Genomic DNA, 20,585 nt, shown 5'->3' on the forward strand with positions numbered 1-20,585 from the left:
TTTATTGACTTTATTGAAATAGCAAACGGAGTTGTTTATGTTTTCTTAATAATTTTAAATGTAAAACATGAAGGAGATTACAATTAGTGTATCAAGAAAAATGGTTGATGGGATCTATAAAATTATATCTTTTCCCCCTTACGTAATCCAGTCAATCTTTTTGTTTATTTTATTTTTTATTGGATCTGTCGTTGCCCCACTTCAAGTTAGGGCTCTTGACTATCGTGATGTGGAGAAAGCTCAAGAGACCATTAATGGAAGGGTCGTGGATGAAAGTGATTCTCCACTTATCGGGGTCAATATTCAAGTGCGGGGACAAAATATGGGTACGACAACTGATATTGACGGTAGATTTACCTTGTCCAATGTAGAAATTGGTGCGGAATTGGTTTTTTCCTATATAGGATATATGGAGATGGTTGAGGTCGTGACGGCCGAAAATGCCAGTCAGTCATGGGAAATCGTTCTAAAAGGCGATGCTGCATTGTTAGACGAAATAGTGGTCGTGGGCTATGGCAGTCAGAAAAAAGTAAATGTTACCGGGGCCATTGTGGCCTTAAAATCTGAAGAACTTCAGAATATACCGGCCTCCAATTTGTCCAATACTTTGGCTGGGCGGGCACCTGGAGTGCAAATCGTGGGGACGTCGGGATTGTCGGGTGCGAGTTCCAATATTAGAATTCGCGGTAGTTTTGGCGAACCTTTATACGTCATCAATGGAATCATTAAATCAAAAGATGACTTCGATGCTTTGAATGCCAATGAAGTGGAGTCTATTAGCTTTCTTAAAGATGCTGCCAGTGCAGCTATCTATGGTTCCAGTGCAGGTAATGGAGTGGTTTTGGTGACTACGAAGAAAGGACTTGTTCAGGCACCAGTGATAGAATATCAGGCCTCCTATTCAACCGGAAGAACGACCAAACCAATTCAAAATTTTTCGGCAGTGGAAGAAATTCTATATGCCAATAATGTGGCTGTTACCCGTGGACAACCCGAGCCTTACGGGCAAGAAATCTTGGATTATTTTTCAGATAAATCCTATAGTATCAACGATTTAATCTGGCAAGATCCCTCCGTGAATAAGCATACTTTAGCCGTATCAGGGGGGAGTGAATTTGCTAATTATTATCTTTCTTTGGGTTATCACGATGAAAGAGGCTCCTATAAAAATTTGGGATTTAAACGTTATAATTTTAGATCGGATGTCGGTGTAAATATTACAAAAGAATTGAAGGCTACTCTTAATTTAAGTGGTAATCAACGCAATTACGATCGGTGGTATTGGCCTTATGACGGTTATGATGATATCAATGTAAGTGATTTTTATCGGGCTACTTTTAACTGGACCAGACTCTATCCCTTCTATCAAGATGAAGTTGGAAATCCGACCAATGACCCCAATGATATTCCAGTAAAACCGTCTGGTGGATGGCATCCACCTCAATTGATGCTCAATGAAGGTGGGTATCGAAATAATATTCAGCGAACCATAGATGGGATATTGAGATTTGATTTGGATTTAAGTTCCCTTGTTCGTGGATTGTCTACTAGTGTTCAAGGACAGTATGGTATTTATGATAGAAATTTGAAATCATTTGTTATTCAAAATCGATTTTATATTTTTCAACCAGGTAGTACTTCCAATCCTTTTTTGCCCGGTCCTGTTGATTTGACTCAGACAGGGTCTCACAACTTGAGTTCCAATTACGATAATATAAGGGAAGAAGTGCAGATTGCCAGCAATTATCAATACAATTGGTTTGTCAATTATCATCGAAAATTTGGCGCCAATGATATATCTCTATTGGCCGTGTATGAACAATCGGAATCTGAATTTAAATTACTAAATGGGCAGGCCGATCAATTGTTATCAACTTCTATAGATCAAATATACAATGCCTCTGGGGATACTGAGCGCCGATGGTTTAATGGATATGAAGATGCCGTTGCCAGAGCTTCATGGATAGGAAGAGCCAGCTATGCCCTTATGGAACGATATTATGCGGAATTTTCATTTAGATATGATGGCAATTACAAATTTGCAGAGGGTAATCAATGGGGATTTTTTCCTTCATTCTCGGCAGGATGGAGATTGTCGGAAGAGGAATTCTTAAAGGGAATATCTTGGTTAGATCACTTGAAACTGAGAGCATCATTTGGTCAGACTGGTAGCGATAGCAATATTAATGCATGGAGATGGGGTGAGGTATATCAAAAGACTACTGGCTACGTTTTCGGTTCCTCTCTTATTGATGGAATTCAACCCGGGGCCCTACCTAATCCAGACTTGACCTGGTCTACTATTGAAATGTGGGATCTTGGTTTAGAATTTGGTTTCCTAAATAATCGATTGACAGGAGAGTTTGATGTCTGGGGAAAAACAGAATCAGACATATTGGGGACGCGGATCGGGTCGACGCCTACTACTTTGGGAGCTTCTCTGCCAGCAGTTAACTATGCAGAAAGATCTTGGAAGGGATATGAGTTGTCCTTGAGTTGGAATTCCGATTTTGGAGATGTCTCTTATAGTGTCTATGGCAACATGGGGTATGCGGTGGATCAATGGGATGTGATTGACGAGGCCCCTGCTTTTACTGATGGTACTTACGCCAATAATTGGAGAAGTGTGGTTGGAAAATCCAGCAGTCGAATCGGTGGATATATTTCCAAAGGGTTGATTAGAACTCAAGCACAATTGGATGAAATACCGGAAGATTTTACACAATTTGGTCGCAAGCCGATATTAGGCACATTGCTTTTTGAAGATATAAGAGGGGCTAATTTTTCAGAAGGTCCCGACGGCAAAATCGATGGCAATGATTGGACTTACCTCAGCGATAATGGAAGTCCGAGAATAAACTTTGGAGTAGGATTTAAGTGGTCGTGGAAGGGGTTTTCAATGAATGTTCACGGTCAAGGTGTTTCGGCTTATGATCGAATGATCACTACGAGAAATGGCGATGGGGTATTTCAAGTGGATCGACCCTATTTTGAAATATGGGCTCGGGACTATTGGACTCCCGAAACTCCCAATGCGAAATATCCGCGGGTAGGGAATACCTGGAGGCAGGCAGAATACGGAGGGGAAGGATCGACGTTTTGGTTGAGAAACGGGGCTTATTTTCGTCTAAAAAATGTAGATCTCGCCTATAAAATTCCCGTAAAATTATTGGGAGATAAATCTATTGATGCCATTCAGGTGTATTTTAATAGTACTAATTTGTTTGTGATTTCTGCTTTAAAGGAACACGATCCCGAGCAATTTACCCTGGATTCTTACCCTATAATGAAAACATTTACCGGTGGTCTAATTTTGAAATTTTAAATAGATTGAAAATGAAAAACAATATTTCAATATATCGTAAAATTCGTCAAACTACTTGCTTTTTGGCCTTGATTTTTGTTATGGGTTGTGGCAATGTACTCAATCAGGTGGAAGATTTGGGCAATTACCCGGCAGAAGGGGTTTTCAACGATAAACAAATAGTCAATGCTTATCTGGCCTCTATCTATAACAATTCTTTTGGTGGCTGGCCTGTAAATAATGGTAATTTGGCAGACGAAACGGGAGGCATTATTGCCGATGGTTATCTTACACCGAGTAATGGAACTTTTAAATTTTGGCCGTATTCGACCATTCGTAAAATTAATATCCTATTGGCTGAAATGGAAAACAGTATCCTTGAAACAGAGGATAAAAATGATGCTATCGGACAAGCGAAATTCGTGAGGGCTTATCTCTATTACAATATGGTGCTCTATTATGGTGGAGTTCCCATATTGGAAGAACCACAAGAATTGACAGATGATTTATTGGTTTCTCGAAATTCTACGGCGGAATGCTTTGCCTTTATTGAATCTGATTTGGACGATGCGATAGCCCTTCTTGCGGATAGAAATGTCGGTGATGATTTAGGCAAGATTGATAAATCAATAGCTCTTGCTTTTAAGGGTAAAGTGTTGTTGTTGAAGGCTTCTCCTCAGTTTAATCCCGACAATCCCTACGACAATAGTTATTGGTCCAATGCTTATGAGGCCAACAAGGAAGCTATAGATTTTTTGGAAAATCAAGGATTTGGATTGTTGTCGAACTATGTCGATGTGTTTGAGACCGATGGCAATAATGAGGTGATATTTCCCGTGATTTACAGTGATCCGGTAAAAACCAATGGGAGAAGAGAAGATGCTGTGAGACCATTGTCTGAGTCTAAAAATGCTACTGGGGGAGATCAACCGATATGGCAGTTTGCTGAAGCCCATACCATGCTGGACGGGAAAATGCCAGGCGAATCCAAATACAATTATTCTGAAACTAATTTTTGGGAAAATAGAGATCCTCGATTTGAGTATAATCTGGTTTGGAATGGTGCTATATATCCACTGAGTGGGAAAACATCTAGAAGGCAGTACACTATGGCCAATGTGGCACTATCTGTGGATGCATTTGCCAATGTAGTCCAAGGTGAAAGTCATTATAGGACTGGATTGTTCTGTAGAAAAGGCATTGATGAATCACTGGCTACTGAGTTGGTAACCACTAATGATTACGATTGGCCAGAGATTCGATTTGCAGAGGTGTTGTTCAATTTTGCAGAGGCCGCCAATGAAACGGGAAGGAGTGAAGAAGCTATAGAAGTGGTGAAACGGATTAGAGAGCGGGCAGGTATTGAAGCTGGTGATGACAATAGTTACGGAATAGGCAGCGGACTTTCCCGGGAAGAAACCCGCGAATTGATTCTACACGAAAAATATATTGAAATGTCATTTGAAGGGTTTCGATTCTTTGACTTGCGCCGACATCGGATGTTAGATAAATTAGATGGAATGCGTAAGTACGGAGTGATGGCCGTTAAAGTAAACGGACGAAGTCAAGAAGAAGTGACCCCTGATGATATTGCATTGGCCAATACATATCAGTTGTTGCCTGAGGATTTTGAATACAATATAGTAGAATTGATTACCAATGGACCCAAAGAAATGGTGATGCCCGAATCCTATTACTTTTTTCCTATAGCCTTGAGCGAGATTGAGAGAAATCCCAATTTAGAGCAAAATATAGGCTGGGAAGGAGGTAGTTTTGATCCTACATTATAGTTCTATTAAGGTTGGTGGGATGTCTCTACACTAGGTATAGATTGGGGCATTCTATAGTGGTGTTTTTTGTAAAAATGTAAAATAAACTTTACAAAAAGTAAAACAAACTTTACATAATGATGTTATAATATTACATTGATAATTAATACCAAATGCGTTTTATGATGTCGGTTACGATTTTGAAAATATTTGAAGTTAGACGAGGCTACGACTGAACAAAATTGCTCTTTGAGCAATCAAAGGTCGTAAATCGACCTTTGGTGAAGGAACCGAGGCCTGACAGCCGAGGGTGGGTAAGCCGGCATAGCACCAGTGCAGCTGTCTTCATTATGTCTCTATTCAAAATAATTTAGATGCAATGCATTGCATCTCTACAATAGATCGAAATATAACCGACAATTATAACCGCAATTGGTATAAAATACATTCATTATGAAAACTAAGTATTTGTTTCCGCATTCCTTCAAGATCATTGGTTGGATAGTATTTATACCTTCTGTCCTGATTGGATTATGGGTTTTGATAAAGGAGATTGAGCCCGATTTTCTGGATCGAAGTGTTTTTGCATTATTTATTGATGATTGGGATGAAGAGCGGTTTATGGGCGTCTTGACTAATAATATTTTGAATGAAATCATGGCAGTTTTAGTCATTGTATCCGGTCTTCTCGTAGCCTTTTCAAAGGAGAAGTATGAAGATGAGTATATCGCTAAAATAAGATTGGAGTCATTGGTTTGGGCAACCTATGTCAATTACGGTATTTTATTACTCGCAGTAATTTTCGTTTATGATTTTTCCTTTTTCTGGGTCATGATTTTTAATATGTTTACCATATTATTGTTTTTTATTGTGCGATTTCACTATTTGGTATGGCGCATAAATAAAAATCAAGAGTCATGAAGAATAACATAAAAGTGGCGCGAGCCCGAAAGAGTATTACGCAGGCAGAATTGGCTCAACAGGCCAAGGTAAGCAGGCAGACAATAAATGCAATGGAACTGGGGAAATATGTGCCTTCTACGATATTGGCATTGAGACTTGCACATATTTTTGAAATACAAGTCAGCGATCTTTTTGTATTGGAAGATAAGGATTGGGAATAAAAAAGAGGCAGCTCTTTAGAACTGCCTCATTGTACTTTATGAATTTATATTCATCTGTAATCTTTCGATTTAATATGATTTTTTTTCATTTGTAATAGTCTTGCAATATTGACCGTCTTTATAAAAATCATTTAGAGTATAATATTATTGGGTTATTATAAACTTCTTATTGGTCAGAAGGTTTTGATCGGGGTTGAATACTTCTAAGAAGTAAACACCTGTTTCGAGTTGACCGGTATTGATTTTTGTTGTCGTAGCTATGGGTAATTTCCCTTGGAGCATTGTTCTTCCTGTAATGTCGAATACTTTGTATTGAGCATTGCCCAATTCTATGGCATTACCTGAGATGTAAATATCTGCTCTACTCGGATTGGGGTAGAGTTTTATTTCCAATGGTTGAGGTAAATTTTTAACTGATGTTGTTATCTCAAAAGGGCAATCTTCAAACCCTTCGACTTCATTATTGTGATAATCGATATTGGAATCTGACATTTTGCAAATTAAAAGAGCTTCTTTTTTGTCACAAACAACAGGGGTTTCATAAAGGCCAAAGCTGGCGAGATTTCCGACACCTTCTACCCAAATGACTTGAAAAGAAGGATCTTTGTCAATATAAGATAAGTAAAAAACATTTCTATCTGTTGCTATTTTTTTATCACATAAGTTAATCGAATTGCTGACAGAGTCTACTATAAATTGGACATTGACACCTAGCTTTATAGTATCACCTGCTGATTTTGAGAAATCATACATCAGATTTTCTCTTTTGATAGATGTGGGAGCGTTTAATTGATAAACCTTTTTATTGATGACATCTTCTCTATACAACCCCGCTCTATCATTGCGTATTGTATCTAATTCGGAGACCCAATCGTAGTTGATTACCCAATATACTTTACCATCTACGATACTATCGCCAACAGTATAATAGTTGAAAGTAGATCGACCTCCCAGTTCTTTGAGGTCGGAATATTCAAACCATGCAGTTTCTGTGTTTCCAAACATTGGACTGTATTGGGCTTCGGCTTTGGCAATGAAGAAAATGGAGAATAGGAGTAAATAAACTTTATTCATAATTGATTGATTGATGATTTAAACTAATGAATTGAAAACCTCAAATGTCTAGATTTATTATTCAATGACATAGTGAATCCAAATACTTTAACATCTGACTTACGTGACTATACTATTAGCTTATAAATTTTTATGGCGGACATATGATTGACGCCGCAAATATATCAATAATTTATGGAATGTGTTTTACTACAACTTTATTTTAAGTACAACTGCACAAATCCATTGGGATAGGCTACAGTATGATATACTTTGTATCTATGGTCAAATGCATTGCCGTGAAGGAGTCTAATTCCCCTGCCTAAGGTAATAGGGATATAGGTGAGGATGAATTCATCGACATAGTTATGTTCTGTCAGTATACTGTTTATTTGGCCACCTCCAACCAACCATATATCTTTTCCGGGTTGAGACTTGAGATCTTTTATAAATTCGTGTATATCGTCTTGTATGAATTCTACATCGGGATCATCTGGCAAATCCAGACGTTGGGTAAATACATAATTTTTGGTTCGATGGTAAGGAAATACATCACCATGAGACATGATGTCTTTATAGGTATTAAAACCCATTAAGATGGTGTCTATGTTTTCCAAGAAGCTATCATAGCCATAGTCTTCTTTGCCGTCTGCATAATCTTCATCGTGTAACCAATCATAGCTGCCGTCTTCACGAGCAATGAATCCATCTAGTGAAACAGCGGAGTATAAAATAATCTTTCGATCAGCCATTTATTAACCTTTTTTAAATATACAGCCACAAAACGCATAGCTTTGTGGAGAAAGTGTCCAAATCCTGGTTAAATATACTGTGAATTTGTATAAAATGGAAAGATTACTTGAGTTTCAATAATACAGGACAATGATCGCTGCCCATTACATCACCCAATATTGCTACATCTTCTACAGAATCAACAAGTGATGAAGAGATAAGAAAATAATCTATTCTCCAGCCAACGTTTCTCTCTCTCGCTTTGAACCGCTGATTCCAGAAAGTAAATTCTTGTTTGTCCGGGTAGCGTTCGCGATAAATATCGCGCAAATCAATATCTAGAAAACGATTGAAGCCATCGATTTCCACTTGAGTATATCCAGCCGTCTTGTTGTAGTTTTCGTCTGGTCTGGAAAGATCAATGGGTTGGTGAGCTACATTGAGGTCTCCGGTGAGGATAACAGGTTTGTTTAAAGTAAGATTTTTTAAATATTCGGCAAAGGCAATATCCCATTCCCCTCTGTAGTCCAATCGCTTTAATTGACCTCCACTATTGGGTACATAGACGTTAACCAAATGAAAATCTTCGTATTCGGCTTGTAAAACTCTGCCTTCTGTGTCGTGTTCCGCAATTTGGATATCTGGCTCCACCTTGATGGGTTCAGTTTTTGAGAGTATGGCTGTCCCTGAATAGCCCTTTCGCTCAGCGGAATTGCAGTATATATGATAACCTGAAATTGGAGCAAGGGCTTCCATTACTTGGTCGTCTTGAGCCTTGGTTTCTTGTAAACACATAATATCTGGCTGAAGTTGAGATAATTTTTCTTCAAATCCTTTTTTCATGCCGGCTCTTATGCCATTAACGTTCCATGTAATCAGTCGCATATTCTCAAGTTTCGTTGTGATAATAAGAGACAAAGAAAGCAATTATTTTTGAACAAGGCAAATGACCTTATTATAGGTTGATTCTTTAAAAAATATACTTCTTCTCAATTTGTTGAAAAAAGAATAGGCCTACCACCAAGAGTAGACCTATTCTTTTTATTTCACTATATATCTTTTTCAGCCGTAATGATTATCGTCAAACTGAATGTACTATATTAGTCGGAGTTGTTTATCCAAAATCATCATCTCCTCCTCCTCCTTCTCTTGGAAGGCCTTCATCTTTTCTAGATTTATTCTGATTGATGCGATAGTTAAAATTGAGGATGATTTGACGGACTCTTCGTCGACCCCATTCTTCATTGTAAAAGTTGTCCCCTTCAGAATAACCTGAATATTTTCTGCTATTGAGCAAGTCTGTAGCACTTAGGATCAAAGTACCATTACCTTTGAGCACATCTCTAGATAGACCGGCATCTACAGAGTAAATGGCGTCTCTTCTTCCTTGAGTAGTTTCTCGAGGAGCACCATATCTAAAAGAAGCTTGCATATTGATGTTGGCAGGGAGTTTGAATTTAGAACTGGCCTGGGCTTGCATGGTCTGTGTGGAAAAATCGAAGACTTGATCTTCGTATTGGCCATCTGTATCGGCTTGATAGAAATTCAAATTGATGCTAGACTGCCACCACTTGGTAAAGTCGTAGTTAAAACTCATTTCTACCCCGTAGGCGTGTTGATTACCTAGATTAATGGGGATTTCATATTCAATTCCATCGGTATCTACTTCGCTTATCCTCGATATAACCCCAGTTCTATGTCGGTAGTAAATACTGGAAAGCAGAGATCCATTGGGAAAATATCTCAAGTAACCTGTTTCAAAGGAATTGGAATATTCTGGATCTAAGTCAGGATTACCTACACGACGCGATCTACTGTCACTAAAATTGGAAAAGGGCAACAACATTCTAAACCACGGTCTACTCAATCGGCGACTATAACTTACTTGAAATTGATTTTCTGGGTTTAATTCATAGGAAAAGTGAGCGGTAGGAAAGAAATTTAAATACGAACGGTTATTTTCCAATTCTTCTTTAACCAATTCGGTGGTTATATCAGAATATTCAGCTCTCATACCGAGTTGGTAGGAGATTTTACTGAATTTATTGCCATAGATGGCATAGGCGGCGTGAATGTTTTCTAAATAGATTAGATTGTCGTCGAAATCTTCTAATGCCGTCCATTCATTGTCTATTAATTCTTCTACGAGGTAGTCGTTATTGACATCTCGTATGTTGGATTTCAATCCTGCTTCAAACATACCGTCCTCCCCAATAGGATCAACATAATCTACCTGAAAAAGAAAGTTCTCTTCTCCTTCTCTGTTTCTAGAATTTTGAAGGCTGGGTGATGCGCTGGATTGTAAATCGAATTCTGAAATGTCAGAAAGTTCAAGGTCTTCGTTTTTTAACCATTTAAAATCAGCTGTGAATTTTCGATCTTTTTTGTCAAATGTTTTGACGTAACTGATCGATGTTTCAATATCTTCTCCGTCCTCATTTTCCATGTCGATACGTCTACTAGATTTTATAAATTCATGATTGCTGTCGTAATCGGTATAGTTTATTTCTGAACGATTTTTTCCGTCGGCAAATCGGTAAATTCCCGATACAGTAATGGTGTTGTAATCATTGAGAAAGAAGTCGGCACCAAATTGGTGTTTATTAGATAATCCACCTCTAGATCTCTCCGATTCACTTTCGTATATCTCCAATCCATTTGCTCCATAATATTCTTGGTATTCGCCTCCTTCTCCTGGTGATTTTTGGTAGTAAATCCCGCTATTTAAAAAGAAGTTGATCCAGTTTCGGCGTAGGTTGAAATTGATTCCCAAGCCGTAGTCTTGAGGATGGCCTATCCTAGAATTTATAGATCCGTTGAAGCCCTTTTGGCTTTCTTTTTTCATGACGATATTGATAATCCCAACTTCCCCTTCTGCATCGTATCGGGCCGATGGATTGGTGATGATTTCTACTTTTTCAACCATAGAGCTCTGCAATTGTCTCAACGCATCAGCTACATTGTTGCCCAATAAACCGGAAGGTTTGCCATCGATAAGTATTCGTACATTCTGACTACCTCTCAATTCAACATTTCCTTCTATGTCGAGTGATACCGATGGGATATTGTCTAGCAATTCCGAGACATTGGTAGATGAATTGGCCAAATCTGAGCCGACATTGACTACGCGTTTGTCGAGTTTAAATTCCATTTGGCTCTTCTGGGCGGTGATTTCAATTTCTTGTAATACCAAATCTCCCGTCTCCATTTTAAGTTGACCTAGGGATACATTTTTTTCGGTTAAGTCAAAAACTGGAGTAGTGTAATCGCTGAAGGACAAATATTGAATTTTAATAAAATACTTGCCTTTGGGTAGTTCGGTCTCGAATAATCCATTCTCATCAGTGGTCAAGCCCTTGATCATGACGGAATCATTTTCATAAACCATTAATGCGGCAAAGGGCAAGGGTTCTGAGTCTGGATCAAGCACGGCTCCATCGACTACTAGAGTTTCTAATTGATTTTGACTATAGCTAATCGAAAGAAAGCACAACAGGGAAAACAAAATTAAAGTCTTTTTCATTTAATAAAGTATTGTCTCTAAGTTTTAATATTATAGTTTGGCGCGTGTTCGAATAAGGTGTGAAAATAAGCAAATCAAGCTTAATCTATGACCTCGACAAAGAACCAGTCGATTTTAGATGCATAAAAATGGGAATAGTTTAATCCAACTGGCCTACAATTTTAAATTTTTATATAATTTCATCTTTCTAATATAAAGGTACAATGGAAAAAAAGATTACAAAAAAAGAGGAGGATTATTTGAAAGGATTGATGTACCTGTTGTGGCAAAACCCAGATTCAAAAATTGGAACCAATCAATTGGCTGATAGTGTGGGGGTTACACCAGCAACCGCCAATAGCATGCTGAAGAAGTTAAAAGAAAAGAATTGGGTGAATTATCAAAAATATGGAAGTTTAAGTCTAACTTCTGAAGGTAAAAAAATAGCAATTTATTTAATACGCAAACACAGACTTTGGGAAACTTTTCTCTATGAAAAGTTGGATTTTAAATGGGATGAGGTTCATGAAGTGGCTGAACAATTGGAACATATTCACTCCGATAAATTGATTGTGAAGCTAGATCAATATTTGGGACAGCCTACTGTAGATCCCCACGGTGATCCCATTCCCGATAAAGAAGGCAATGTGCCTATGATTAAAAAGACAACCTTGGCCAAAATGGAGGAAGGTAAACTGTGTAAAATTATATCGGTGTTGGATAATTCGGCAGCATTCTTACAATATGTAAGTGAGTTGGGAATGAATTTGAAAACACGGATAAAAATAATTAGCAAGCAAGATTTTGACAATTCTATGGAGATAGAAGTGAACTCTAAGGTGCATCGAGTCTCTGAAAAATTTACTCAAAATGTCTTTGTGGTAGAAGTGTAAAGCTCGTATTCTGCGATAGTTTGACTGCTGTTGTCGAGTTAAAAACTAAATTTTAAACCGAATACCATCTGAAAAGTAAACTTTGGTGCATCGAGAACAGGGAAGCGATCGTAGCTATATCTAAGTGTGGAGATTAAACTGAGAATTTCTGTCATATAAAATTCAAATTTCTCTTCGTTGTGAATCCTAAAGTTTTTCCATAGGTGTAAACTCGGTTGGTAATATGTGGTACTTCGAAAGGAAAAAACATCGGATTGGCCAATGGTAAAGGATAAATAATTACTCAGCCTCGTATGGTATACCCAATCATCTATTTCGTCGTCTTGATCCTCCCACTCGGCCATAAGGAGACTGCCAAAGTAAATTTTTGACGTTTCATTTTCTAACAATTTAATTCTCGGTCCTATGCCCGACAGTATTCGATTGTTGATGAGCTGGATCTTGTTGTATTGATATTGTAGAAAGGATTCTAATCGCCACCTCTGATTGAACTTGTAATTATACCGCAAATGTAGATATAGAAGATTTTGGAGGTCGGTTTGGTCCGTTTTTAACATGGTCCAATCCGTGAGGAAGTAATAGATTTTTTTATCAGTTTTCCATTGAATGTCGGTGGCCGTCTTAATATTCCAAACCGCATTGGTATTGTTAAAATACGATCCCATTACACTAGCTCCTCCAGCGAGTCCTGTAGTATCAGTTGTTTTTCGGGCATTTTCAACGTTGATGATTTGACCTTGTAGATTGTCTAGCTTACAACTGATCAAAAGAATGGCAGTGATGTATAATGGTTTCATTATAGTCGTTTGTTGTATCGTGAATTCATGTTCAGCATCTGTAAGAATAGCTGAATGTAGTTATATTTTTAGTGAAAATACATTATGTTATGGAATTAATTACATTAAAGTGTAAATTAATTTACATAAATGAATAATTAAATCAATAGAGTTGAATAAGTATTTCTGATAATTAAAAGTATGTTCCTTGTTTTACTGCGGTATCTTATTGAAGTGGATATTTTAAGGGAGAGGATTGATGAAATGTGTATTGGTCTAAATATCATATTTTTATACCCCTGTATTTATGTATTTAGTATTAATTAAATTGATATCCATGGCTGTAATTTTAAGCGGTTAGTTGTTACAATACTGGTAGTGATAGCGCAATATAGAGGTTGTAAGTGGCCGATTATTTCTGTTTAAATATGATTAATTGTTAATAAATACAAAAGGTTGTAGTTTGTTATGCTAATTATATGTTGCTATTTTCAATATAAATTTACTATATTACATATAATCTAACTATTAACTCGCTAATTAGGTCTTTTTTGATGGGGCTAATTAGTTTTTCTGAGGTCTTGTTATAGATCAAATTTATTTAACTTAAAAAAGATAGGATATGAAAAAATGGATACTTTTAATTAGTATGATTACGATGATTACCTATGCACAAGCCCAGGTGACCGTATCTGGAAGTGTCAGTTCTGTAGAAGATGGCCCATTGATTGGAGCCACGGTTCAGTTAAAAGGTACATCGAAGGGAAGTACTACAGACTTTGATGGTAAATTTTCCATCGAGGTGGAAAGCTTGCAAGGAGTTCTCGTCTTTAGTTATATCGGCTATCAAATGCAAGAAGTGGCTATTGATGGAAATGCGAATATAGATGTGGTCATGGTTCAAGGTCAAACCCTGGATCAGATAGTAGTCCTCGGTACTAGAGCACCTGCTCGAACCAATACTGAGTCTCCAGTCCCAGTAGATATTTTAAATGTAGCAGATCTTTCCTTATCTGCACCTCAATCTGAACTCAATCAATTGTTACACTATTCCGCGCCTTCATTCAATTCCAATACTCAAACCATTTCCGATGGAACAGATCATGTAGACCCAGCTTCCCTGCGAGGATTGGGGCCGGATCAGGTATTGGTTTTGCTCAACGGAAAAAGGAGACATACCTCATCGCTGATCAATGTCAACGGAACCTTTGGACGAGGGAACGTAGGCACCGATTTGAATGCCATTCCCTCTGATGCCCTCAGTACCATAGAGGTGCTGCGAGATGGAGCAGCTGCTCAATATGGGTCGGATGCCATCGCAGGAGTGATCAATTTAAATCTAAAGCGCACAGTTAATAAATTGGCAGTTCGGGTGAATACCGGAGCTAATTTTACCAGTGAATCTAGTCCTGCAAAGGACATAGATGGAGAAACATTTGGGATTGGGATCAACTATGGTGTACCACTGACAAAGGATGGAGGATTTATAAATTTTACCGGAAGTTTTGATCAAAGAGGATGGACGAATAGAATGCAAGAATTTGAGGGGAATATATTAAATGCTTACAATGCTATCGAATGGCAAGCATACAACGATGGATATGATTTGACCCAATTGCCCAATGATATATCTGCTATTCAGCAGTTTGGAAGTCAGGTCAGTCATTTTAGTACCGTTCTTAAAAATGGAATTAGTTCTGCAACCTCTATTGGCGATTTACAATCACTGTTGAGTGCAGATGTGACGGACGCAGAATTGGCAACTAGAGGCCAGGTACGCAGTGATTACAATATGAGAGTCGGTCAGTCGGCTTTGAGAGGAGGAAAGTTCTTTGCCAATTTGGAATTGCCGGTAGGTGACGATTTTGCCTTTTATTCCTTTGGAGGGATCGGATATAGAAGAGGAGAGTCTGGCTGTTTTTTTAGGCTACCCAATAATGTCAATGTTTACACTCCATCTTTTGTCAATGGATATTTGCCATTGATCAATTCCAATATCATTGATAAATCCATATCCACAGGAATTCGAGGAGTTACTGGAGGGTGGAATGTTGATATCTCTAATACTTATGGAGCCAATACTTTTGAGTACGAGATAACCAATACCCACAACGCAACTTTGGAATCGGGTTCTCCATCTGAATTTAATGCTGGAGGTCATACCTTTAGCCAAAATACCGCCAATATAGATTTGTCCCGATACTTGGAGTTAGAAAGTATGAAGGGTATCAATATTGCCATAGGTGCGGAGTATCGATGGGAAAATTACCTGTTAAATTCTGGTACTGAATTGTCTTGGGGCAATTACGATGTCAATGGAAATTTAGTGAATCCTACTACTGACAATTCATTATTGGTTACTAATTTTTTTGGATCCACTAGATCTGCGGGATGTCAATGCTTTGCCGGCTTTTTGCCCGACAATTTTATTGATGCCAACCGTTCTTCTGTTGCGGGATATGTAGATGTTGAATTGGATGTGTCAGATGCGTTCTTGATTACTGGTGCTATCCGGACAGAGGATTATAGTGATTTTGGTTCGACCTTCAACTACAAGGTGGCCTCACGATTGAAGGCATCTGATAATATAAGTATTCGCGGTGCAATATCAACTGGTTTTAGAGCTCCATCCCTTCACCAAATCTATTTTAGTAGAACTTCTACTATTTTCGAACAAGTAGGAGGTGTGAATACTGCACAGGAAGTCGGGACTTTTGCCAATACTTCGCGGGCTGCTAAGCTTTTGGGAATTCCCGAATTGAAAGAAGAAACTTCTCAGAATTTTAGTTTGGGCTTTACCGCTAAGGCACCAGATCTTGGATTGAAATTTACCGTAGATGGTTATCTCATCAATATTGATGATCGGGTAGTATACACCGGTCAGTTTTCGGCAGGTGATGATGAAGAACTGCGTTCTATATTTGCTCAAGCAGGGGCGGATAGAGCAGCATTCTTTACCAATGCTATCGATACCAAAACTACTGGATTGGATGTAGTAGTATCTCATAAAGTGTACTTTCCGTCAGGTGTTTCACTGTCCAATGACTTGGCTGCCACTTTTAGTAAAACTACCCAAGAGGGAGATATTAAGGCTTCCGAATTGTTAAGAGAAAAGGGCTTAGTATCTACTTATTTTGATGAAGCGAGTCGGATATACCTAGAGGAAGCAGTGCCTAGAGTGAAACTTTCATTGAACAATGGTCTATCTGTGGATAAATGGCATTTCTATTTGAGAAACACCTTCTTTGGTGAGACAACCGAAGCGACGAATGAGGAAAATCCTCAAGTGTATTCAGGGAAAGTGGTCACAGACCTCAGTATTGGTTATGCCATAGCAGCAAATGTAAATTTGACCGTAGGGGCTAATAACTTACTCGATGTATACCCAGATAAGTCTCGAGATGAATATTTGTCAGATGGTCGATTTATTTATTCAAGAAGATCTCCTCAATTTGGAACCAATGGTCGGTTTGCCTTTGCGAGATTGTCTTTTACCATAGATTGAAACAATATCTATTTATACGAATTACATTTATAATTAACGGAAATCTTTCGATTTATTTGAAGTTTTACATCGTTTAAAATACTCGCCGTAGCTACGGCTATGTCTGTGTTTTTAGCCTCGTCTAACTCCAAATATTTTCGAAATCTTTTCCGTCATCATAAAATGTAAATCGTATTATTGGATATAAAAAGATATAAGAAATATATGAAATAGAGAAGTGAGTTTTTGTTCGCTATATATTGATACATAAAGGGCTGTGACCGTAAAAGGCGCAGTCCTTTATGATTTACATCTCAGTATTACTATTATACCAATATTTGTTTTTATGGAAAGATTCAAAGATGTTTTCATTTTGTTATAGATAGAACAAAAGTAATACCAAATGCCTTTGGTAGAAGTCAATTGATAGAATTAGAAAGTGTAAAACCATCCATAAGTAAAGGGAAGCTCATTGGCCTCCCTTCTATTTTTTTAATCCATCTTGGGAGAAACATTTTCAATTTTTATTTCTCCTCCATCGATGGGTAGGGTAATGAGTTTGCCGCCTGGAGGCCATGCATATTTGGTGGATACTCCACTAATGAATCCATAGCCCAAAATAATACCTCCTTTGTATTTTCCCCAATAGTTGTTGTAATGGTCATGGCCACAAAAGGTGGCTTCAATATTGCCGACCTCTAAAAAAGTATCATATACCCGACCATCATCCTCTTCATAGTATACTTTTTCGTCGGCTATCCCTTGGTAGGAATAAGTTTTGTCATCTTGAAGGTATTGGTATTGAATCAGTGGTATATGAAATATAGAAATGGCTCTAGTGGATTCTTTATATTTTTTAAAGGATTGAGAGGATCGCTCTTTATACCAGTCGAGCTGATCGTCTTTTATTGATTTGTAGCCTTTTTCGGAACCAGAGTCAAATCCAAATATTTGCCAAGCTGGTTTGGGTTCATTTTTAAAATTGATATTTACTAGGTAGTCGTATTTTTCTTTCCATTCGTTATCCACACTGTGTTTGCCGAGAATTGCCCATTTGGATTCGGCCATTACTTCGGCAATAGCTGCTCTGCCAAAGCCACCTTGAGGGTCATGATTGCCAAATACATAGAGCCAAGGACGTTCTAGGTGATCGAAAAACTGAACGGCATGGGCTACCAGTAAAGCACCAAAGGGTTTTTCTCCAGTAAACAAGTCACCAGTGACAGCTATCATATCGACATCGTAGGTATCTACTAACTTTTTTATTCTGCGAAATGTCTCCATATCGCGTTTCCATTTTCCCTCCTCTGTACTGCCAAGGTGCATATCGGTTACCTGTAATATTACTATGGGAGATGAGGTCCGATCCAATTGGATGGTAAATAAATCCTCATCTTCTTGTGATATCTTAGGTTGAGCACTAATGGTAGCCATGGTGTATAAATACATTATAATAAGGAAAGTGAGTCCTCGAGAAATAGTCTTGTAGCGCTGGTAGTAAAAGGAGAGTGGTTTCATAAAATAAGATCGAAATGATATGGATTAAAAATCGCAAATGTAATTTTTATTATGGGGAATTATAATTCTTATAGATTGAATAAAGGTTAAGTCGTAAAGCAATCTTTTACCTCTGTTTACATTCAATGATTATCCCCATGGTCTATGAGTCATTATGACAGACTAAGATTGGAGAATGGGTAGATCTAGATATTTTTTGGGGATATCAAAAACTTCGATTAATGCCAATGCATCTGGTGTCAATAACTGAGCTTGTCGATGCACCAATTGTCTAATGGCTTTTGATTTGTTGGCACTGATATAACCTTGTTCTAAATACCAAGCCTTGTGTTCCAAAATCGTATGTAGGGCATACATAGCACTGATTTTTTTGAGCATCATTTTCTCTTTTTCTTGGCTGGTATTGGCAATGGCTCTTTGAATGGCATTTAGCACCAGTTCTTCAGCGTAGGCCTCTGCCAAGGTTAGCATATGAGTTTGGGTTTTTAAGAAAGCTTGATAGGGTTTGATTCTCTTTTTAAATAAACGCTGCATCCGTCCAGCTAATGAAAAGGTTAATCGCCTACGACGGTAGGTGAATGCCTCTCTGTGAAATTCACGACTAAACAGATGGTTGGCGTCTATTTTGTTGGTAAACAGTGGGTTGTAGTTGACTATGGAGTCGGTCCAATTACTTTTTAGGTATTTGATGACACCTAGAAAGCTATTGGCATTAAATTCGGTTTGAAATTCGGATAAGATCCCTTTGGCGGCCAGTTGCAATAAGACGTGATTGTCCCCTTCAAAGGTGGAAAATATATCGATATCAGATCGCAGTTGGGTCAATCGATTTTCGCTCATAAAGCCTTTCCCTCCACAAGCTTCTCTACATTCTTGAAGACTGTCATTGGCGTGGTTGCTGGCCATAACTTTTAATGCCGCCGCCTGGGTTTCTATTTTTCTTTTATCTAGTTGTTCAAGAGAAGTACTATATTCTTCCATTAAATCTTTGAGTGCAAAGTGTAGGGCGTAGGTTTTGGCCAGTCTAGGGATTAGTCTCATTTGATGGCTGGGGTAATCCATTAATATAGTTTCCGCTATTTGATTTTCCGCACCAAACTGACGTCGACTATGACCATATTGGATGGCGATTGAAAGCCCGAGTTTATTGCTGGCATTGGCAGCTTGGCCCACACAAATTCTTCCTCCTATCAAAGTACTCAAGGTGACAAAGAATCTTTTGGATCTGTTTTTAATCTCTGATTGGTATTCACCGTTTTGGTCGATTCCTCCAAAGCGATCCAGTAGATTAAAGGCGGGAACTTGTACTTGGTGGAACCATATTTTGCCATTGTCTACTCCGTTTAGTCCTCCTTTGTAGCCATTGTCGGCTACTTGAATACCAGGGAGTAAGTTGCCAGTGGTATCGCGTAAAGGAACGACAATAGCATGAACACCACAATTGTTGCCGTTGACTAACAATTGAGCAAAAACCGTAGCCAGTTGGGCATCTAAGGTGTTGCCTATATAGACTTTGTAATCGACATCGCTGGGGGTGTTGATTTCTATAGTGTCGGACTCAGGGATATAGGTGGCCGTCGTTTTAAGTCCTCTTACATTGGAGCCATGGTTTTCTTCCGTCATGGCAAAACAACCTAGAATTTTTCCCTTGCCGATGTCGGTAAGCCATCGATCGTGGTGTTTTTTACTGCCTAGATTGGCAATGCTGCCACCAAAGAGACCGAATTGAACCCCGAATTTTATCGATAAACTGGGATCGGCATAGATTAATTGTTCAAATATTTGCCCATAGGTCTTGATACTATTTTCTCCACCATAGGATTTTGGATAAGCTAGGGCACCCAGTCCTTGTTGAGCGATAAAATCCAATTGGGCTTTTACCTTTCTGCGATGGGCCTTGTTGTCTGGTAAGTATTGCCAATCGAGAAGGGATTCTTGCCATAGGTGATCGAGTTTGGGCTGTATTTCAGAAGTATCTCCATTGACTATTGTCTTCATTACCTCTATATCAAAACTAGGGCCTGCCTGTTTTTCAATGGTTTGAATTTTGAACAGGTGTTTGTATTGTTGCACCTGCATGCCTAGATTGTATTCGATATCTTGTAGTCCGGTGGTGTTTATCTCTTTTTGAGTCGAAATAAGGCCGGTAGCGTATTCGGTTAAGGGGAAATTGGATTGAGGATTGATTTTTACTGGATGATTATACAACCACTGTTTCCACTCTTCGAATATATCTTCTGTAGGAGGTTGGTCGGCATCTAGCCAAAGCAATAGTTGTTCTTTTTCAACCTCGGGCAATTCTGAGTCTGCCATGACTACTCGCCTTACGATAGCTAGCTCAGAATGGGTCAAAAGACCATCGGCCCATATCAAATAAAGAAATGGAATATATATTTGGCTGTTTTGTGATAAGGTCGCTGTAGACATGTC

13 protein-coding genes are annotated in these 20,585 nt (G+C 38.4%); 6 read left to right on the forward strand and 7 right to left on the reverse strand.

The features are described 5' to 3' along the window. Positions 1 to 67 precede the first annotated feature (67 nt). The 4 genes from LVD51_RS04930 (at position 68) to LVD51_RS04945 (ending at position 6,197) form a co-directional block, all read left to right on the forward strand. Positions 68 to 3,325, forward strand: coding sequence for a SusC/RagA family TonB-linked outer membrane protein (locus LVD51_RS04930; protein ID WP_236970084.1), 3,258 nt, complete (start codon positions 68 to 70; stop codon positions 3,323 to 3,325). A gap of 11 nt (positions 3,326 to 3,336) precedes the next feature. Continuing rightward, the gene (locus LVD51_RS04935) at positions 3,337 to 5,094 is read left to right on the forward strand and encodes a RagB/SusD family nutrient uptake outer membrane protein (protein WP_236970085.1); all 1,758 of its coding nucleotides are present in this window, start codon (positions 3,337 to 3,339) and stop codon (positions 5,092 to 5,094) included. A gap of 432 nt (positions 5,095 to 5,526) precedes the next feature. Beyond that, positions 5,527 to 5,994, forward strand: a complete 468-nt coding sequence (locus LVD51_RS04940; RefSeq protein WP_236970086.1) for a hypothetical protein — start codon at positions 5,527 to 5,529, stop codon at positions 5,992 to 5,994. After that, on the forward strand, positions 5,991 to 6,197 hold the full coding sequence (locus LVD51_RS04945) for a helix-turn-helix transcriptional regulator (RefSeq protein WP_236970087.1): 207 nt from the start codon (positions 5,991 to 5,993) through the stop codon (positions 6,195 to 6,197). The genes LVD51_RS04940 and LVD51_RS04945 overlap by 4 nt, the downstream gene beginning before the upstream one ends. A 144-nt stretch (positions 6,198 to 6,341) precedes the next feature. Here the strand turns inward: LVD51_RS04945 and LVD51_RS04950 are convergent, their stop codons facing one another. The 4 genes from LVD51_RS04950 to LVD51_RS04965 form a co-directional block, all read right to left on the reverse strand. After that, positions 6,342 to 7,271: a T9SS type A sorting domain-containing protein gene (locus LVD51_RS04950; protein ID WP_236970088.1), complete on the reverse strand. Its 930-nt coding sequence runs from the start codon at positions 7,269 to 7,271 to the stop codon at positions 6,342 to 6,344. A gap of 197 nt (positions 7,272 to 7,468) precedes the next feature. Next, positions 7,469 to 8,002, reverse strand: a complete 534-nt coding sequence (locus LVD51_RS04955) for a dihydrofolate reductase family protein (RefSeq protein ID WP_236970089.1) — start codon at positions 8,000 to 8,002, stop codon at positions 7,469 to 7,471. 103 nt (positions 8,003 to 8,105) lie between these two features. Further along, on the reverse strand, positions 8,106 to 8,867 hold the full coding sequence (locus LVD51_RS04960) for an exodeoxyribonuclease III (RefSeq protein WP_236970090.1): 762 nt from the start codon (positions 8,865 to 8,867) through the stop codon (positions 8,106 to 8,108). A 229-nt stretch (positions 8,868 to 9,096) separates the two neighbouring features. Next, the gene (locus LVD51_RS04965; RefSeq protein WP_236970091.1) at positions 9,097 to 11,505 is read right to left on the reverse strand and encodes a TonB-dependent receptor; all 2,409 of its coding nucleotides are present in this window, start codon (positions 11,503 to 11,505) and stop codon (positions 9,097 to 9,099) included. Between the two features lie 203 nt (positions 11,506 to 11,708). On the opposite strand from LVD51_RS04965, the gene LVD51_RS04970 reads away from it, so the two are divergent. Then, positions 11,709 to 12,377, forward strand: a complete 669-nt coding sequence (locus LVD51_RS04970) for a metal-dependent transcriptional regulator (RefSeq protein WP_236970092.1) — start codon at positions 11,709 to 11,711, stop codon at positions 12,375 to 12,377. A gap of 38 nt (positions 12,378 to 12,415) precedes the next feature. On the opposite strand, the gene LVD51_RS04975 is transcribed toward LVD51_RS04970, so the two are convergent. After that, positions 12,416 to 13,174, reverse strand: coding sequence for a DUF481 domain-containing protein (locus LVD51_RS04975; protein WP_236970093.1), 759 nt, complete (start codon positions 13,172 to 13,174; stop codon positions 12,416 to 12,418). A 601-nt stretch (positions 13,175 to 13,775) separates the two neighbouring features. Here LVD51_RS04975 and LVD51_RS04980 point away from each other — a divergent pair. Then, the gene (locus LVD51_RS04980) at positions 13,776 to 16,658 is read left to right on the forward strand and encodes a TonB-dependent receptor (RefSeq protein ID WP_236970094.1); all 2,883 of its coding nucleotides are present in this window, start codon (positions 13,776 to 13,778) and stop codon (positions 16,656 to 16,658) included. Between the two features lie 471 nt (positions 16,659 to 17,129). Here LVD51_RS04980 and LVD51_RS04985 read toward each other — a convergent pair whose 3' ends face one another. Together LVD51_RS04985 and LVD51_RS04990 are read right to left on the reverse strand one after the other, a co-directional pair. Continuing rightward, positions 17,130 to 18,155 carry a metallophosphoesterase gene (locus LVD51_RS04985; RefSeq protein WP_236970095.1) on the reverse strand — a complete coding sequence of 342 codons (1,026 nt, stop codon included), beginning with the start codon at positions 18,153 to 18,155 and terminating at the stop codon, positions 17,130 to 17,132. 162 nt (positions 18,156 to 18,317) lie between these two features. After that, positions 18,318 to 20,582, reverse strand: a complete 2,265-nt coding sequence (locus tag LVD51_RS04990) for an acyl-CoA dehydrogenase family protein (protein WP_236970096.1) — start codon at positions 20,580 to 20,582, stop codon at positions 18,318 to 18,320. Between the last annotated feature and the right edge of the window lie 3 nt (positions 20,583 to 20,585).

Source organism: Membranihabitans marinus, from assembly GCF_021729155.1.
Lineage (GTDB): Bacteria > Bacteroidota > Bacteroidia > Chitinophagales > Saprospiraceae > Membranihabitans > Membranihabitans marinus.

Coding starts and splice junctions, on each gene's coding strand:
- LVD51_RS04940 (WP_236970086.1), top strand. CDS start 5,527: ATGAAAACTAAGTATTTGTTTCCGCATTCCTTCAAGATCATTGGTTGG.
- LVD51_RS04935 (WP_236970085.1), top strand. CDS start 3,337: ATGAAAAACAATATTTCAATATATCGTAAAATTCGTCAAACTACTTGC.
- LVD51_RS04975 (WP_236970093.1), bottom strand. CDS start 13,174: ATGAAACCATTATACATCACTGCCATTCTTTTGATCAGTTGTAAGCTA.
- LVD51_RS04960 (WP_236970090.1), bottom strand. CDS start 8,867: ATGCGACTGATTACATGGAACGTTAATGGCATAAGAGCCGGCATGAAA.
- LVD51_RS04930 (WP_236970084.1), top strand. CDS start 68: ATGAAGGAGATTACAATTAGTGTATCAAGAAAAATGGTTGATGGGATC.
- LVD51_RS04965 (WP_236970091.1), bottom strand. CDS start 11,505: ATGAAAAAGACTTTAATTTTGTTTTCCCTGTTGTGCTTTCTTTCGATT.
- LVD51_RS04985 (WP_236970095.1), bottom strand. CDS start 18,155: ATGAAACCACTCTCCTTTTACTACCAGCGCTACAAGACTATTTCTCGA.
- LVD51_RS04945 (WP_236970087.1), top strand. CDS start 5,991: ATGAAGAATAACATAAAAGTGGCGCGAGCCCGAAAGAGTATTACGCAG.
- LVD51_RS04950 (WP_236970088.1), bottom strand. CDS start 7,271: ATGAATAAAGTTTATTTACTCCTATTCTCCATTTTCTTCATTGCCAAA.
- LVD51_RS04990 (WP_236970096.1), bottom strand. CDS start 20,582: ATGTCTACAGCGACCTTATCACAAAACAGCCAAATATATATTCCATTT.
- LVD51_RS04955 (WP_236970089.1), bottom strand. CDS start 8,002: ATGGCTGATCGAAAGATTATTTTATACTCCGCTGTTTCACTAGATGGA.
- LVD51_RS04970 (WP_236970092.1), top strand. CDS start 11,709: ATGGAAAAAAAGATTACAAAAAAAGAGGAGGATTATTTGAAAGGATTG.
- LVD51_RS04980 (WP_236970094.1), top strand. CDS start 13,776: ATGAAAAAATGGATACTTTTAATTAGTATGATTACGATGATTACCTAT.